The sequence below is a fragment of the Kribbella capetownensis genome (genome assembly GCF_004331485.1).
Taxonomy (GTDB): domain Bacteria; phylum Actinomycetota; class Actinomycetes; order Propionibacteriales; family Kribbellaceae; genus Kribbella; species Kribbella capetownensis.
This window is the reverse complement of record NZ_SJKD01000001.1, coordinates 112,430-127,266: the sequence shown is the minus strand read 5'-3', so window position 1 is coordinate 127,266 and position 14,837 is coordinate 112,430. Positions and strand designations below refer to the sequence as shown.

Sequence of the window (14,837 nt, the reverse complement as noted above, 5' to 3'; positions counted from 1 at the left end):
CTCGGCGGTCATGGCCAGGTATTTCGACGTACATCCGGAGAATCCCCAGCGGCGGGCGGTCGGTCAGGTGGTGGACCTCGTCCGTGAGGGCGGGCTGATCGCGTACCCGACGGACTCCTGCTTCGCGCTCGGCTGCCAGCTCGGTAACCGGGACGGGATCGACCGGATCCGGGCCATCAGGCACCTCGACGACAAGCACCACTTCACGCTGGTCTGCCAGGACTTCGCCCAACTCGGGCAGTTCGTGCACATCAGCAACGCGGTGTTCCGCTCGATCAAGGCGGCGACGCCGGGCAGCTACACGTTCATCCTGCCGGCCACCAAGGAGGTGCCGCGCCGGTTGCTGCACCCGAAGAAGAAGACGGTCGGCGTACGCATCCCCGACCACGTCGTGGCGCAGGCCTTGGTCACCGAGCTCGGTGAACCACTGGTCTCCAGCACCCTCCTCCTGCCCGATCACGAGGAGCCGATGACGCAAGGCTGGGAGATCAAGGAAGAACTCGACCACCAGGTAGACGCCGTCGTCGACGGCGAAGCCGGCACCGAACCCACCACAGTCATCGACTTCTCCGAAGACTTCCCCGAAATAGTCCGAGTCGGCGCCGGAGACCCCAAGCTGTTCGAGTAGGAACTACCAGTTGTTCCAGTGCAGGACCTGGTCGCGCGGGACCCGCTTGGCCGGCCGGAAGTCGGTACCGAGCGTGAACGCGAGCGGGATGAACGCCGCCAGCATCACGTCGTCGTACGGGACGCCGAGGATCTCGGCAAGCTCACATTCGAGCGGTGCCTGCGCGGTTGTCCAGACTGTCCCGAGACCACGCTCGCGGGCGGCGAGCATGAAGCTCCACACGGCAGGCAGAATCGATCCCCAGACCCCCGACTGCACGTCGACCGTGGCTCGGTCGGTGCGGCCCTCGACGGCCGGGATGACGAAGGCCGGCACCCGGTGGATGTTGTCCACCAGGTAGCGCAGGCTGTCGAAGACACGCTCGGTCGAGGCTGCGTGGTAGTTCATCCGCGACACGTCGCGGCCGGTCAGCGGGTGGCCGGTCGCCAGTGGCAGCGCACGCCTGAACACGTCAGCCACGGCCTGCCGCTGCCCCTCCTCGGTGACGATCAGGAAGTGCCAGCGCTGCCGGTTGCGGCCGGTCGGCGCCTGAGTGGCGAGATCGACGCACTCCTCGATCAGCTCGCGTGGCACCGGGCGGGTGAGATCGAGGCGTTTGCGCACGGCACGCGTTGTGGACAACACCTCGTCGGCCGACAGGTTCAGTGACATCAGAGCGCGACCCTTCCGGTAAAAGATCATCCGTTTCAGGATTATCTGCAAGCATAGTACTGCGCCGGGTCTTGCGGGTGGGAAACGGATGCCGGATGGTGGCGGGGAGACGTTAGTCAGTTACCTCTTCCGCCCCGGAGGGAACATGAAGCGTGTTGTGGTGCTTGCCTTGGCTGTGCTGCTTTTGACCGGGTTGCTGCCTGGGTCGGCGCAGGCTTATGCGAATGCGTTCTTTCCGACGCAGAGCAGTGGGAATCGGGGGGCCGACGTACTGGCCGTCCAGTATTTGCTGCAGCACAACGGGCAGTCGGTGACTGCCGACGGAGTGTTCGGTACGACGACTGTCGCGGCTGCCAAGGCGTTCCAGACAGCAAAGGGTCTCGGTGTGGACGGGATCGTCGGCCCGCAGACCTGGACCGCGCTGGCGCCGACGATCCGGTCAGGTGACAGCAACGCCGCGGTGAAGGCGTTGCAGGTCGAGCTGAACGCCAAGCGGCGGTTGAGTCTCCCGGTCGACGGCGTGTTCAGTACGGCGGTCCGCGACGCGGTGACCGCGTTCCAGTCGCATGCCGGGATCGGCGCGGACGGCATCGTCGGTCCGGTCACCTGGCGCAACCTCGCCTGGCACTACGACTACCCGGACTTCACCGCCAACCTCTGCGACCAGGACCCCGACGGCAACGGTACGGCGGCCAACTGGGCGACGTCCGCGGCCGTCGCCCAACTCGAGCAGGCGGCCCGATCCTTCGCGAGCACGAACCAAGGCCAGCTCCCGTACGGCGACGCCGGTTTCGAGCACGGTGGTGACATCCCCGGCCACGGCAGTCACGACGTCGGGCTGGACATCGACATCTGGCCGATCCGGACCGACAGCGCCCAGTGCACCGCGGGCCGCATCACCTGGCAGTCGGCGACGTACGACCGGGCCGCGACCCGCCAACTCATCCAGGCGATCCACGCCGCCGCTCCGGGCCACGTCCGGCTCATCTTCTTCAACGACCCGACTCTGATCAGCGAGGGCCTCACCACTGAGTGGCCGGCGCACGACAACCACCTTCACGTCCGCTTCTGCGAGAAGGTCCACCCCAGCTCGCTGTACACCTGCTGACATAGTGGACGGGTGACGACACTGGACCTTTCGCCCGACGAACTGCTCACCACTACCCGGACGGTGCGCAAGCGGCTGGACCTGGAGAAGCCGGTTCCGGCAGAGCTGATCCGGGAGTGCATCGAGGTTGCGTTGCAGGCACCGTCGGGGAGTAATCGGCAGACCTGGCACTGGCTGGTGATCACGGACGCGGAGAAGCGGGCGGCGATCGGGGAGTACTACCGGCTCGCGGTCGAGAAGTACCTGGCCGGGTCCGGCGCCGCCGGGAAGCTGTACGCCGACGACCCGGTCCGCGGGCCGATCCAGCGCAGGATCGGCGATGGCGTGGCCTATCTGGGTGAGCGGATGGGGCAGGTCCCCGTCCTCGTGATCCCGTGCCTGGAGGCGAAGAACCTGCCGGCGGGCAACCAGGCCGGGTTGTGGGGCTCGATCCTGCCGTCTGCGTGGAGCTACTGCCTGGCCGCACGCGCCCGCGGACTCGGTACGGCGTGGACGACCCTGCACCTGAACTACGAGCAGGAGGTCGGCGAACTGCTCGGTCTGCCGGAGGATATCCGCCAGACCGCGCTGATCCCGACCGCGTACACGATCGGCACCGACTTCAAGCCCGCGGCGCGGCAGCCGCTCGACGGCATCCTGCACCTCGACACCTGGTAAGCGTTGCTAACGGCAACGGTCAGGACGCGGCCATCTCCTGGATGGTCAGACCGCTGAGAACCGACCGCGGCTCGGTCACGGTCAGATCGACCGCGGGATCGGCCGCCGCGTCGCGGACCTTCACCAGCAGCCAGTCGTCACCGGTGCGGGTGAAGGCCCAGGCGCCGTTGAGTTTCACGCCGTGCAGTTGGACCTTGAAATGACCGCGCTCGATCGCCTGGGCCGGGTTCACCACCTGGTGCCGGTCGTCCCGGGTCAGGTTGGTGTAGATCCCGGCGTCCCAGACGATCACGGCACCACTGCCGTACTGAGCGTCGGCGTGCACGCCTTCGTAGGAGGCGTACTCCAGGTCGTGGTCGGTGGTGAAGACGGCCAGCCGCTTCACCACCGGATCCAGAGACGGCCCACGCGGGACCGCCCACGACTTGAGTACGCCGTCCACCTCGAGCCGGACGTCGTAGTGCAGCCGCCGGGCGTCGTGCAGCTGCACCACGAAGATCGGCTTGTCGGTCAAGCGGCGGCTGCCGCAGGCGGCTCGATCCGGTCGCGCAGCCGGTCGAGGATGCCGCGGAGCAACCGGGACACCTGCATCTGGCTCACTCCGATCTCGGCACCGATGTCCGCCTGCGTGTGACCCTCGACGAACCGTAGTTCCAAAATCTTACGCTCGCGCGGCGCGAGCCCGCTCAGCACCGGCCCGAGGACGGCGACCGCCTCGGTCCGCTCGAACGCGGTGTCGTCGGAGTCGGCGATCGTGTCGGCCAGGTTCGCGGCCGAGTCGTCGTCGACCGGTCGGTCCAGGGACAGTACCGAGAAGCAGCCGTCGGCGGCGATGGCGTCCTCGATTTCGTTGACCTGGGCCCCTATTTCGTCGGCCAGCTCCTGCTGGGTCGGCTCGCGGTGCAGCTCCTGCACCAGCCGCGGCCGGACCGAGGCGATGGATCCTTGCAGTTCCTGCAGGCGGCGCGGGATCCGGACCGTCCAGGAGCAGTCCCGGAAGTACCGTTTCACCTCGCCCCGGATGGTCGGTACGGCGTACGCCAGGAACGGCGTGTCCGCGTCCGGGTTGTAGCTGCGGGCAGCTTTGACCAGGCCCAGGTACGCGACCTGGTCCAGATCGTCGGCCTCGACGCCGCGGCCACGGAACCGCGACGCGATGCTGTGCGCGATCCCGAGGTGGAGTTCGATCGCTTGATCGAGGAGGGCCTGCCGGAGATTCTCGTCGGTGCTGGCGGCTCGCCGGCTCAGCAGGGACCTGGTCTCGCCGTCTCTGCGCTGCTTGCGATCGGCTTGGCGCGCTTCGGCGGTGGTGCTGGCAACGGTGTTCATGATGTCTGACCTCGCGACTCTGAGTCACGGCGCGGCACATGTCTGGACCGCGGTCAGGAACTTCTGGTCACATTTCTACCCCACCGACCCTGGGTTATGCATCTCGGCAGGCAGTAGGTTGCCGCCATGGACTGGAAGCTCGAGCTGGTGTCGGTCCCGGTGTCGGACGTCGACCGGGCCAAGGCGTTCTACACGGACAAGGTCGGATTCGTCGCCGATCACGACCATCAGGTCAGCGAGGAACTGAGGTTCGTTCAGCTCACTCCGCCCGGGTCGGCCTGCTCGATCGCGATCGGCAGCGGCATGGGTCAGGCCGAGCCCGGCTCCGTGCGCGGGCTGCAGATCGTGGTGTCCGACGCCGACGCCGCCCGGGCCGAGCTGGCGGGTCGTGGCGTGGACGTCTCGGATGTCCAGGAGATGCCGTGGGGCCGCTTCGTCTTCTTCAGCGACCCGGACGGAAACACTTGGGCGCTGCAGCAGATCGTCGGTCGCGCCGACTAGTTTCCGGGCTCGCGCCGACTGGTGGTCCGGGGTTCCGGATCAATCCGAATTACAGCTAACGGCGGGTCATCTCTCGGTTGTAGGGTGGCCTTTGGCTGAGCAACCAGCCCCCCAGATGATGGTTGTGTGTCCTTGCGAGGGCGACGATGACCGGACTTCAGCACCACCCCACAGCAGTACGACGCCACCCCACCGCTTCCGCCCCTGTCCAGAAGTCAGGTGCCATGCCAGTAGCCACTTCCCCGGCCCGGCCCGTGGCAGTCCAGGTCCGCATTGGCGGTCGCTGGATCGCCGGCCAGGAGCTGGGCCGCCGGACCGGTGTGACCGGGTCTGACGAGGTTCTCGTCAGCCACCACGGCCACTTGGTCTGGGTCGACCAGCAGTCGGTCCGCGGGTCCTGAAAGCCCTTACCCAGCAGGGAATGCAGTCCTACCAGGGAATGCGGTCCCGACAGGGATTTCAGCAGAGAGATTTCGCAACCAGGTTGCCGATCTCGATCGCGGACGCCGACTGCGCCGGGTCGAATGAGGTCCGGGTCAACGCGAACGCCACGCCTGAGCGCGTATCGGCCCAGGCGACGCTGCCACCCATGCCCGGCATCCCGAACGACGCCGGGCTCTCCTCAGCTGTCGATCCGAGCCGGCCGATCGGGTAGCCCAGCGCCCACGTCGCCGGATTCCCGAGCAGTTCGTCGTTCGCCACCAGGGCAGGGCCGGTGATCCCCGCGACCGCCTCCGGCCGGACCAGCCGGACACCGTCGACCTCACCGATCAGAGCGGCGTACAGCTTGGCGATGCCGCGGGCGGTCAGGATGCCGCGAGCCGGCAGCTCAGCGGCGAGATACTCAGGGGTGTTGACGTCTGCCGCGCGAGGCATCACGGCCGGCGGCTCGACCTGGGCGAACATGTCGGCCAGTCGTGCGAAGGTGTCCTCTGCGCCGTCCGGCTCGACCAGTGTGGCGACGCGGTGCTGCTGGTCCGGCGGGACGGCGAAGTACACCTGGTCCGCGATCCCGAGCGGCTCGGCGATCTCCCGCAGTACGTCGGAGATCGTGCGGCCGGTGCTGCGGCGGACGATCTCGCCGACCAGGAAGCCGAACGTCTCGGAGTGGTAGCCCGTCTTCGTGCCTGGCTCCCACCACGGCTGGGCCGCGGCGAGGTACGACGTGATCTTCGTCCAGTCGGCCAGGTCCGCGGCTGTGGTGTCCGGCGGCAGCGCGGGCAGGCCGACCGAGTGGGTGAGGACGTGGCGCAGTGTCGCCTTCTCCTTGCCGTGCGTCGCGAACTCGGGCCAGATGTCCGCGATCGGAGCGTCGTACTCGAGGACGCCACGATCGACCAGCACATTGGCGACAGTCGCGGACGCGCCCTTGCCGGTGGAGGCGCTGAAGAACAGCGTGTCAGCGGTGACCGGTCGGCCGGTCGCGGGATCGGCGACGCCCGCGACGGCATCGACGACCAGTACGCCGTTCTGGTACGCCGCCACCTGCAGTCCGAGCTCGGTCCCGGCCAGCTCGTCGACGCGCTGCTGCACCTGCTCCTGGAGATTCGTCACGTTGCCATCCTTACTGCTCCGGAGTTCGGTCACTGCCAGGTCGGAGCGGGCCCGGCGTTCTTGACATGCGGTGCGGCAGACTTCGGCTGTGGAGTTGCGGCAGCTGGAGTACTTCGTGGCGGTGGCGCACGAGCGCAGTTTCACGCTGGCCGCTCGGCGGCTGCATGTGGTGCAGAGCGCAGTGAGTGCCGCGATCGCCGCGCTGGAACGCGATCTCAAGGTCACGCTGTTCGAGCGAAGCGCCCAGCGGGTGCTGCTGACGGAGGCGGGTACGGCGTTCCTGCCGGAAGCGCTCGCGGTGATGGACGCGGTCCAGGGCGCGCGTGACGTCGTCGACGAACTCGGTGCGGGCATGCGCGGATCCGTGCGGGTCGGTCTGCTGCCGGGTCTCGGGCTGATCGATTTGCCCGCGGCGGCCGGCGAGTTCCGCCGGAGGTACCCGAACGTCGAGCTCCAGTTGCGGGTCGACGCCGAAGGATCGGCCGGCGTGATCGTCGCGCTGCGCAACGGCGACATCGACGTGGGCTTCCTCGGCATCGCGGCCGGCGGTGTGCCGCGCGAGTTGACCGCGTGGGAACTGCTCCGGGTCCCGCAGGTGCTCGCTGTCCCGGTCGGGCACCGGCTCGCGCGCCGGCGTTCGGTGACGCTGGCCGACCTCGCCGACGAGGCGTTCGTCGACTTCCCGCCCGGGTTCGGGACCCGGGCGATGATCGACCAGACCTTCGAGGCGGCCGGGATCGGGCGGCATGTGGTGGTCGAGGCGCTGGGTATCGAGAACGGCGTCGAGTTCGTCCGGCACGGCGTCGGCCTCGGCATCCTGCCCGGGTACGCCGTGGCGGATCAGCAGGCGATCCGGGTCGTGGCAATCACCGGCGAATCGTTTCAGTGGTCGCTGTACATGGCCACGCTGAAGAAGCGGAAACCGACCGCTGCGCTGCGGGCCCTCCTCGGTCTGGTCAGCACCCATCTGCGGCATCCGTCGGGCACCGAATCAGGCGCCGACGTACATCAATAGAATTGATTCACCCATCGACTTGAGTCGTTGGACTTGATCCATCCTGCGGAGCACGATCGAGGTGTCAGCAAGACCAGGCACCGAGATCGAGGAGCAGGACGATGACCGAGAACACCACCACCGAGCGGGTCGCGATCGTGACCGGCGGATCCAGTGGCATCGGCCGCGAGGCGGCCGCCCGCCTGGGCCGCGACGGCTACGCGGTGGTGATCGTGTACAGCGGCAACCAGGCGGCGGGCGAAGAGGCCGTCAAGGAGGTCGAGCAGGCCGGCGGCCGCGGGATCGCGGTCCAGGCCGACGTCGGCGACGAGACCGCGGTAGCCGCGCTGTTCGACCGGACCGAGCAGGAGTTCGGCGGCGTCGACGTGGTCGTGCACGCGGCCGGGATCATGCCGCTGTCGCCGCTGGCCGATCTCGACCTGGACGTGTTCGACCGGGTCGTGCGGACCAACTTGCGAGGAACCATTGTGGTCGACCAGCAGGCAGTCCGGCGGGTGCGCAACGGCGGCGCGATCGTGAATATCTCCAGCTCGCTGACCAAGCTGGCCCGGCCCGGGTACTCCGCCTACTCGGCCACCAAGGGCGGTGTCGAGGCCATCACCCTGATCCTGGCCCGCGAATTGCGCGGCCGCGACATCACCGTCAACACCGTCGCCCCGGGTCCGACCGCGACCCCGCTGTTCTTCGAGGGCAAGCCCCAGGAACTGATCGACCGGATCGCCGCCGAGCCGCCGCTGGAGCGCCTGGGCGAGCCGTCCGACATCGCCGAGATCATCGCCTTCCTGGCCGGCCCGGCCCGCTGGATCAACGGCCAGGTCATCTACGCCAACGGCGGCTCGGCCGCGTAAACCCCTGATTCTGAAAGGAAAACCGTGATGAGCACGACAGTCCTGATCAGTGGTGCGTCGAGCGGCTTCGGTGCCCTCACTGCCCGCGCCCTCGCCGACGCCGGCCACATCGTGTACGCCGGAATGCGCGACCTCAACGGCCGGAACACGCCCGCCGCCTCCGACGCCAAGCAGTACGCGACCGAGCACAACGTCGACCTCCGGCCCGTCGAGCTGGACATCAGCTCGGACGAGTCGAGCCGCCAGGCCGTCAACACCGTGGTCAGTGAGACCGGTCGGCTCGACGTACTCGTGCACAACGCCGGCCACATGGTCACCGGCCCTGCCGAAGCATTCACGCCGGAGCAGTTGGCCGACCTGTACGACACGAACGTGGTGGGAACGCAGCGACTCAACCGCGCCGCACTCCCGCAGATGCGTGGACAGCAGGACGGGCTGATGGTGTGGGTTGGTAGTTCGAGCACCCGCGGCGGGACCCCGCCGTACCTGGCTCCGTACTTCGCGGCGAAGGCGGCGATGGACGCGCTGGCGCAAAGCTACGCGCTGGAGGTCGCGCGCTTCGGGATCGAGACCACGATCGTCGTACCGGGTGCCTTCACCCACGGCACCAACCACTTCGCCCACAGCGGCAAGCCCGCCGACACGGACATCGTGTCCGCGTACGAGACGAAGTACGCCGGTCTGATGGAGCAGGTCAGCCAGAAGCTCGCCGAGCTCGAGCCGTCCTGGGCGGATGTCGCCGAGGTGGCCAAGGAGATCGTCACCGTGGTCGGTACCGAGAAGGGCCGGCGGCCGTTCCGGGTGCACATCGACCCGTCCGACGACGGCGCCGCGGTGGTGAACGGGGTGGCTGACCGAGTCCGCGCCGAACTGCTCCGGCGGATCGATCTGGACGACCTCCTCCACCCGGTGGCATGACCGTATCGATGCCACGCCTCCGGCGCGGCGGGTCATGGGGCTTCGACTCCCGGCCTTCCCTCGTCCCTCCAGTCGCTGCGCTCCCTCCGCTCCTCAGTCCAGGCCGGGAGGCCCCATGACCGTATCGATGCCACGCCTCCGGCGCGGCGGGTCATGGGGCTTCGACTCCTGGCCTTCCCTCGTCCCTCCAGTCGCTGCGCTCCCTCCGCTCCTCAGTCCAGGCCGGGAGGCCCCATGACCGGCCTGATCGACGTCCACTCGCACTTCCTGCTGCCGGAGTACGTGGCAGCGGCGGAACGCGCCGGGCATCTCCGTCCAGACGGGATGCCCGGCTGGCCGGAGTGGAGCGTCCGCAAGCAACTCGACCTGATGGACCAGAACGAGATCGCGACCGCACTGCTGTCCGTGTCGTCGCCGGGGGTGCACTTCGGCGACGACTTCCGGGCGCAGGTGCTGGCCCGGCGGATGAACGAGGCCGCAGCCGAGCTGGGCCGGGATCACCCGGGACGGTTCGGATCCTTCGCCAGCCTGCCGTTGCCGGACGTCGAGGGTGCGCTGGTCGAGCTGAACTACGCGTACGACGTACTGCACGCGGATGGCGTCGTACTGATGAGCAACGCGGGCGGTCAGTATCCGGGAGAGCCGTCGTGGGAACCGTTGTGGCAGGCGTTGAACGACAGGTCGGCGGTGGTCTTGCTGCACCCGACCTCGCCGCCGCAGTGGCGACAGGTCTCCCTGGACCGGCCGCGACCGATGATCGAGTTCGTCTTCGACAGCGCCCGGGCGGTCACCGACCTCGCGCTCACCGGGGTGTTCGCTCGCTACCTCGGCATCCGCTTCATCGTCTCGCCCGCCGGTGCTCTCCCGATGATCGCCGACCGCCTCGATCTCTTCCAGTCAACGTTCACACCCCCGTCCGGCGGTCTGCCCAGCGTTGCCTCCCAGCTGCACACCCTCTGGTACGACGCCGCCGGAGCACCTCCGCCCGACAGCGCCGACCGTCTCGTGTTCGGTAGCGGCTACTGCTTCACCCCGACGGACGCGGTCTCCCGCCAAATCGCCAGTCTCGACGTCGCCGTACCCGGCTGGCGGGAGCACGCGAACACCAACGCATCCGAACTCATTTCAGCCCGCGCGCATAGTCGTGCGCGAACCTGATCGTCCGCTCCCGCTCCTCATCGGTGCCGACCGGACAGAGCAGGAACTCGGTCGCTCCGGCCTCCGCGAACCGCTCGATCTCCTTCGCGACGGCCGACTCGTCACCCAGTACGGCGGTGTCCTCCGGCCCCGCCTTGCCGCCGCGATCCAGAACCGCCCGGTAGGAGGGCATGTCGCCTGCCGGACCGAAGCGGGCGCGAATCCACTCGCGGGTCGCGTTCGGATCGTCGGTGAGCGCGACGCACGCGCCGGCGATGATCTGCGGCCGCGGGCGACCCGCCGCCGTCGCGGCCTGGTCGATCGTCGGCCGGATGAAGCTCTCGATCACCTCCGGTCCGACCCAGCTGGTCGTCGTACCAGCGGTCAGCTCACCCGCGATCCTCAGCATCCTCGGACCTAGCGCGGCGAGGATGAGTTCCGGCGGCTCGGTCCCGAGGATCTCGATCTGTCCGCGGGCGGTGAGCTTCTCGCCTTCGTACGCGACCGGTTCGCCGGACAGCAGCGGGCCGAGAGCCTCGACGTACTCGCGCATGAAGCGGGCCGGCTGTTCCATCGACAGTCCGAACATGCCCTCGATGATCTGCGGATGACTCGACCCGACCCCGAGCGTGAGCCGGTTGCCGATCACCGCCTGCACGCTGAGCGCCTGCGCTGCCAGCGCGAGCGGGTGCCGCGGATAGACCGGCACGATGCCGACCGCGAACTGGATGGTCGAGGTGAACGGTGCCGCCCCGGCGATCAGCGTGAGTGCGTCCCACCCGAGCCGCTGGCTGAACCAGATCCGGTCGATGCCGTGCTCCTCAGCCGCCTTCGCGGCCGCGCCCACCTGGTCGATGCGCAGGTTCTCTTCGTCGATCCAAAGTCCGAGTCTCATGTCCATCAGTCAACGAGCCCGGGGACCGGTGACCAAGCCTCGATTACGCTGGGCAGCGATAACGACTCGTGATCGCTGGAGGTCCCCGATGGAGCTGCGGCAGCTGCGGTACTTCGTCACGGTCGCCGAGGAACTCCACTTCGGCAAGGCCGCCGAGCGGCTGAACATCGTGCAGCCCGCGGTCAGCCAGCAGGTGGCCCGGCTGGAACGCGAGCTCGGCCTGAAGCTGCTCGACCGGTCCTCCCGCCATGTCCGGCTGACCGGTGACGGCGAGCGGATGCTGCGCGAGGCACGGACGATCCTCACCGCCGCCGACCGCGCCACCGAGGTCGCGGCGGAGCTGGTGTCCGGACGGAGCGGCGTACTGCGGATCGGGACCGCGCAGGGCCTGCGAGATCGACTCGAGCGTGGGTTGGCCGTGCTGCGGTCGGACACTCCGGGGATCGAGATCAAGCTCAGCTCCGGCTCGGCCGCGGATCACGTCGAGGCGCTGCGCGCGGGTGAACTCGACGTCGCATTCGTCCGAGGCGAGGTGGCCGCTGCCGATCTCCAGGTGGTCGAGCTCTGGCGCGATCCGCTGTCCGTCCTGGCGCCATCGGCGTACCGGGCCGACGACGGCGTGAAACTCATCGATCTGGCGGGTCTGCCCTTGCGGTTGCCGCCTGATCCCTGGCTGCTCGAGCACATCGTCGGCGCCTGCCGGGAGGCCGGATTCGAACCGCTGATGGGTCGTCCGGTGGACAACCTGGAGGACACGGTCGTCGAGATGTCGACCGGTGCGCCGGCCTGGACCGTCGTGTATGGCACGTCGTGTGGACCGGCCGAGGGCGCGCTGTGGATGGGGCCGTTGGCGCCGGCGCTGTCCGCGCCGGGCAACCTGGTGATCGCTGAGGGCGATGCGCCGGTCTGCCTCGACGTACTGGTGCGGGCCTTCGGCTGAGAACCCCGGCGGGCCCTGACAGCACCGCCGGGGTAGCTGTTGATCTCTCAACAGCCCGGATCGTATGCGGAAAACCCTCTCCCGAGGAGGGGTTGTCTCAGGAAAAGACGAGCGCGAATGGTGGCGCCCGGTGAGCGGTCGCTGACGGAGCGGGCTTATCGTTGGTTCTTGCAACCATAACCAGGCCTGGGTGAGGACCCGGTGTCCCGACGTGCGCAGTACGCCGGGACACGTGCCGGCCGTTTCCGCCCCGGAGCAGCGCTGACCCGCTGCCCCGGCCCCGAAGCGACCCCGCGTACGAACGGAACCCGATGTCTGCCACCCGGACCGAGGCCATCGACTCGGCGACGGCCCATCCCGCCGCTCCCGAGCACCCCACAGCCCGCTACCGCTCGATGTACGCCGAGGACCGCCCGGCGCCGCCCAGCCCACCACCGGCCGCCACCATGGATCCGGGGCTGACGCATCGCGAGATCCTGGAAATCCTGGCCGGCCTGCTCGCGGCGCTGTTCACCGCGGTGCTCAGCTCGACCATCGTCAGCAACGCGCTGCCGACGATCATCGCCGACCTGCACGGCACGCAGACGCAGTACACCTGGGTCGTCACCGCCAGCCTGCTCGCGATGACCGTGTCGACGCCGGTCTGGGGCAAGCTGTCCGACCTGATGAGCAAGAAGTTGCTCGTCCAGCTCGCGATCATCATGTTCGTCGCCGGGTCCGCGCTCGCCGGCGCGGCGCACAGCGTTCCGTTCCTGATCGGTGCACGGGTTCTGCAGGGGCTGGCGATGGGCGGCCTGATGGCTCTCGCGCAGGCGATCGTCGGAGCCGCGATCCCACCCCGCAGCCGAGGCCGGTACTCCGGCTACATGGGTGCCGTGATGGCGGTCGCGACTGTCTCCGGGCCGCTGGTCGGTGGCGTCATCGTCGACACCTCGTGGCTCGGCTGGCGCTGGTGCTTCTACGTCTGCGTGCCACTCGCCGTACTTTCGTTGATCGTGCTGCAGCGGTACCTGCACCTGCCGGTGGTCAAGCGGAAGGTGAAGCTGGACTACCTCGGCGCCTTCCTGATCGCGGGCGCGGCGAGCCTGCCGCTGATCTGGGTGTCCTTCGCGGGCGAGCACTTCCCGTGGTGGTCCTGGCAGACCGGCGCCTACCTGGGTGGTACGGCGCTGCTGGCCATCCTGGCGGTGATCGTCGAGACCCACGCGCGGGAGCCGCTCGTCCCGGTGCAGGTGGTCCGCGAACGCACCACGGCGCTGGCGATCCTGGCCAGCCTCGCGGTCGGCATCGCGATGTTCGGCAGCGCGGTCTTCCTCGGGCAGTACTTCCAGGTCGCCCGCGGCTACAGCCCGACCGAGGCCGGGTTGCTGACGATCCCGATGATGTTCGGCTCGTTCCTCGGGTCGGTCGGGTCCGGGCAGCTGATCACCCGGTTCGGCAAGTGGAAGCGGTACCTCGTGCTCGGTGGCTTGCTCCTCACCGCGGGGCTTGCGGTGCTCGGGACCATCGACCACACATCGCCGTACTGGTACGTCGGCTGCGGCATGCTGTCGATGGGCATCGGCATGGGCATGATGATGCAGAACCTGGTGCTCGCCGTACAGAACACCGTCGACGTCAGCCAGGTCGGTGCGTCGAGTGCCACCGTCACGTTCTTCCGCAGCCTCGGTGGTGCGGTTGGTGTGTCGGTGCTCGGTGCGGTGCTGGCGACCCGGGTCACCGATCTGATCGCCGAGAACCTGCGCGCCCTCGGGCCCGAGGCCGCCGCGGCAGCGCAGAGTGGGGGCGGCGGGAGTGTGCTCGACGTCAACTCGCTGCCGGCGCCGGTCGCCGAGATCGTGCGGCACGCGTACGGCGATGCGACCGGGCGGATCTTCGTGATCGCGGCGTGCTCGGCGGTGGTCAGCCTGCTCGCCGTCCTGTTCATCCGCGAGGTGCCGCTGCGGCGGACGGTCGGCATGACCTCGGAGGAGGATGGCCCGACTGCGGTCGGCACGGCGGACTCGGTGCCGGATGATCCGGCGGAGCGGGCGGCTGTGGTGGCGCTCGATGTGATCACGTCGGCCGAGCGGATCGCCCGCGAGCGTGAGCGCGAGGCCAACGAGCGGGTTCAGGCGGCTTCCACGGTGATCCGTCAGATGCGGACCGACGTAGCCGACCTCTTCACCCGGGTCGACCAGCAGATCGCCGACCTGGAGTCCGCCCTTCCCGACGCGGTTCCCCAACCGGCCGCCGCCATCCTCGACTCCCAGCGTCCGGCCGGCGAGTTGGTCGACGAACTGCGCCGCTACGAACTGAGCGTGCTCAGCGCGAGCCAGCGCACCGCCGATCACCTCCGCGAAACCGCGAAGACCGAGGCCGAGCAGGTCCGCGAGGCCGCGAAGTCCGAGGCAGACCAGGTGCTTGCCGAGGCCCGCGCGGAAGAGCAGGAGGTCCGAGCCCGGATCGCCGAACTGGAAGCCGTCGAACAACGCCTCCTCGGCACCATCCGCGACGGCCTCTCCAGCACGCCGCCACCGCCGCCGACCCCGGGCCCCACCGGCAACGGCTACCCGGAGGAAGAGGTTCAGCAACGCCAGGCCTTCGGCTGAGCGGCAACCTTCGGGTGAGCTGCGACCTTCGGTGAGCCGCGACCTTCGGTGAGCTAACGACAGGA

16 protein-coding genes are annotated in these 14,837 nt (G+C 68.7%); 11 read left to right on the top strand and 5 right to left on the bottom strand.

The genetic code is table 11. The features are described from left to right. Positions 1–10: 10 nt before the first annotated feature. Positions 11–628 carry an L-threonylcarbamoyladenylate synthase gene (locus E0H75_RS00655; RefSeq protein ID WP_131511086.1) on the top strand — a complete coding sequence of 206 codons (618 nt, stop codon included), beginning with the start codon at positions 11–13 and terminating at the stop codon, positions 626–628. A gap of 3 nt (positions 629–631) precedes the next feature. Here the strand turns inward: E0H75_RS00655 and E0H75_RS00650 are convergent, their stop codons facing one another. Further along, positions 632–1,309 carry a nitroreductase family protein gene (locus E0H75_RS00650; protein ID WP_238162738.1) on the bottom strand — a complete coding sequence of 226 codons (678 nt, stop codon included), beginning with the start codon at positions 1,307–1,309 and terminating at the stop codon, positions 632–634. Between the two features lie 115 nt (positions 1,310–1,424). On the opposite strand from E0H75_RS00650, the gene E0H75_RS00645 reads away from it, so the two are divergent. Continuing rightward, a complete protein-coding gene (locus E0H75_RS00645; RefSeq protein WP_202872785.1) occupies positions 1,425–2,387 on the top strand; it encodes a penicillin-insensitive murein endopeptidase in 963 nt (320 codons plus the stop codon). Positions 2,388–2,399: 12 nt separating this feature from the next. Beyond that, positions 2,400–3,044 (top strand): nitroreductase family protein, encoded by a 645-nt coding sequence (locus E0H75_RS00640; protein WP_131511084.1) that lies wholly within the window; start codon positions 2,400–2,402, stop codon positions 3,042–3,044. Between the two features lie 19 nt (positions 3,045–3,063). Here the strand turns inward: E0H75_RS00640 and E0H75_RS00635 are convergent, their stop codons facing one another. After that, positions 3,064–3,558: a DNA polymerase ligase N-terminal domain-containing protein gene (locus E0H75_RS00635; RefSeq protein ID WP_131511083.1), complete on the bottom strand. Its 495-nt coding sequence runs from the start codon at positions 3,556–3,558 to the stop codon at positions 3,064–3,066. Then, positions 3,555–4,373 (bottom strand): sigma-70 family RNA polymerase sigma factor, encoded by an 819-nt coding sequence (locus E0H75_RS00630; RefSeq protein ID WP_131511082.1) that lies wholly within the window; start codon positions 4,371–4,373, stop codon positions 3,555–3,557. Before E0H75_RS00630 ends, E0H75_RS00635 begins: the two co-directional genes overlap by 4 nt. Positions 4,374–4,499: 126 nt before the next feature. Between E0H75_RS00630 and E0H75_RS00625 the strand changes: the two genes are divergently transcribed. Then, positions 4,500–4,874, top strand: coding sequence for a glyoxalase superfamily protein (locus E0H75_RS00625; RefSeq protein WP_131511081.1), 375 nt, complete (start codon positions 4,500–4,502; stop codon positions 4,872–4,874). 224 nt (positions 4,875–5,098) lie between these two features. Further along, positions 5,099–5,275 carry a hypothetical protein gene (locus E0H75_RS00620; protein WP_238162737.1) on the top strand — a complete coding sequence of 59 codons (177 nt, stop codon included), beginning with the start codon at positions 5,099–5,101 and terminating at the stop codon, positions 5,273–5,275. 58 nt (positions 5,276–5,333) lie between these two features. Here E0H75_RS00620 and E0H75_RS00615 read toward each other — a convergent pair whose 3' ends face one another. After that, positions 5,334–6,428, bottom strand: coding sequence for a serine hydrolase domain-containing protein (locus E0H75_RS00615; protein ID WP_131511079.1), 1,095 nt, complete (start codon positions 6,426–6,428; stop codon positions 5,334–5,336). 88 nt (positions 6,429–6,516) lie between these two features. Between E0H75_RS00615 and E0H75_RS00610 the strand changes: the two genes are divergently transcribed. From E0H75_RS00610 to E0H75_RS00595, 4 genes are all read left to right on the top strand, one after another. Beyond that, positions 6,517–7,443 (top strand): LysR family transcriptional regulator, encoded by a 927-nt coding sequence (locus E0H75_RS00610; RefSeq protein ID WP_131511078.1) that lies wholly within the window; start codon positions 6,517–6,519, stop codon positions 7,441–7,443. A 101-nt stretch (positions 7,444–7,544) separates the two neighbouring features. Next, positions 7,545–8,291 (top strand): SDR family oxidoreductase, encoded by a 747-nt coding sequence (locus E0H75_RS00605; protein ID WP_131511077.1) that lies wholly within the window; start codon positions 7,545–7,547, stop codon positions 8,289–8,291. A 27-nt stretch (positions 8,292–8,318) separates the two neighbouring features. Continuing rightward, positions 8,319–9,209, top strand: a complete 891-nt coding sequence (locus E0H75_RS00600) for an SDR family oxidoreductase (RefSeq protein WP_131511076.1) — start codon at positions 8,319–8,321, stop codon at positions 9,207–9,209. Between the two features lie 234 nt (positions 9,210–9,443). Continuing rightward, positions 9,444–10,367, top strand: coding sequence for an amidohydrolase family protein (locus E0H75_RS00595; RefSeq protein WP_165553351.1), 924 nt, complete (start codon positions 9,444–9,446; stop codon positions 10,365–10,367). Here the strand turns inward: E0H75_RS00595 and E0H75_RS00590 are convergent. Continuing rightward, positions 10,330–11,241, bottom strand: a complete 912-nt coding sequence (locus tag E0H75_RS00590; protein ID WP_131511074.1) for a TIGR03564 family F420-dependent LLM class oxidoreductase — start codon at positions 11,239–11,241, stop codon at positions 10,330–10,332. The two genes, E0H75_RS00595 and E0H75_RS00590, sit on opposite strands and share 38 nt — an antisense overlap. Before the next feature lie 88 nt (positions 11,242–11,329). On the opposite strand from E0H75_RS00590, the gene E0H75_RS00585 reads away from it, so the two are divergent. Both E0H75_RS00585 and E0H75_RS00580 read left to right on the top strand, forming a co-directional pair. Beyond that, positions 11,330–12,181 carry a LysR family transcriptional regulator gene (locus tag E0H75_RS00585; RefSeq protein ID WP_165553349.1) on the top strand — a complete coding sequence of 284 codons (852 nt, stop codon included), beginning with the start codon at positions 11,330–11,332 and terminating at the stop codon, positions 12,179–12,181. 311 nt (positions 12,182–12,492) lie between these two features. Further along, on the top strand, positions 12,493–14,772 hold the full coding sequence (locus E0H75_RS00580) for an MFS transporter (protein WP_238162736.1): 2,280 nt from the start codon (positions 12,493–12,495) through the stop codon (positions 14,770–14,772). Positions 14,773–14,837: the final 65 nt, after the last annotated feature.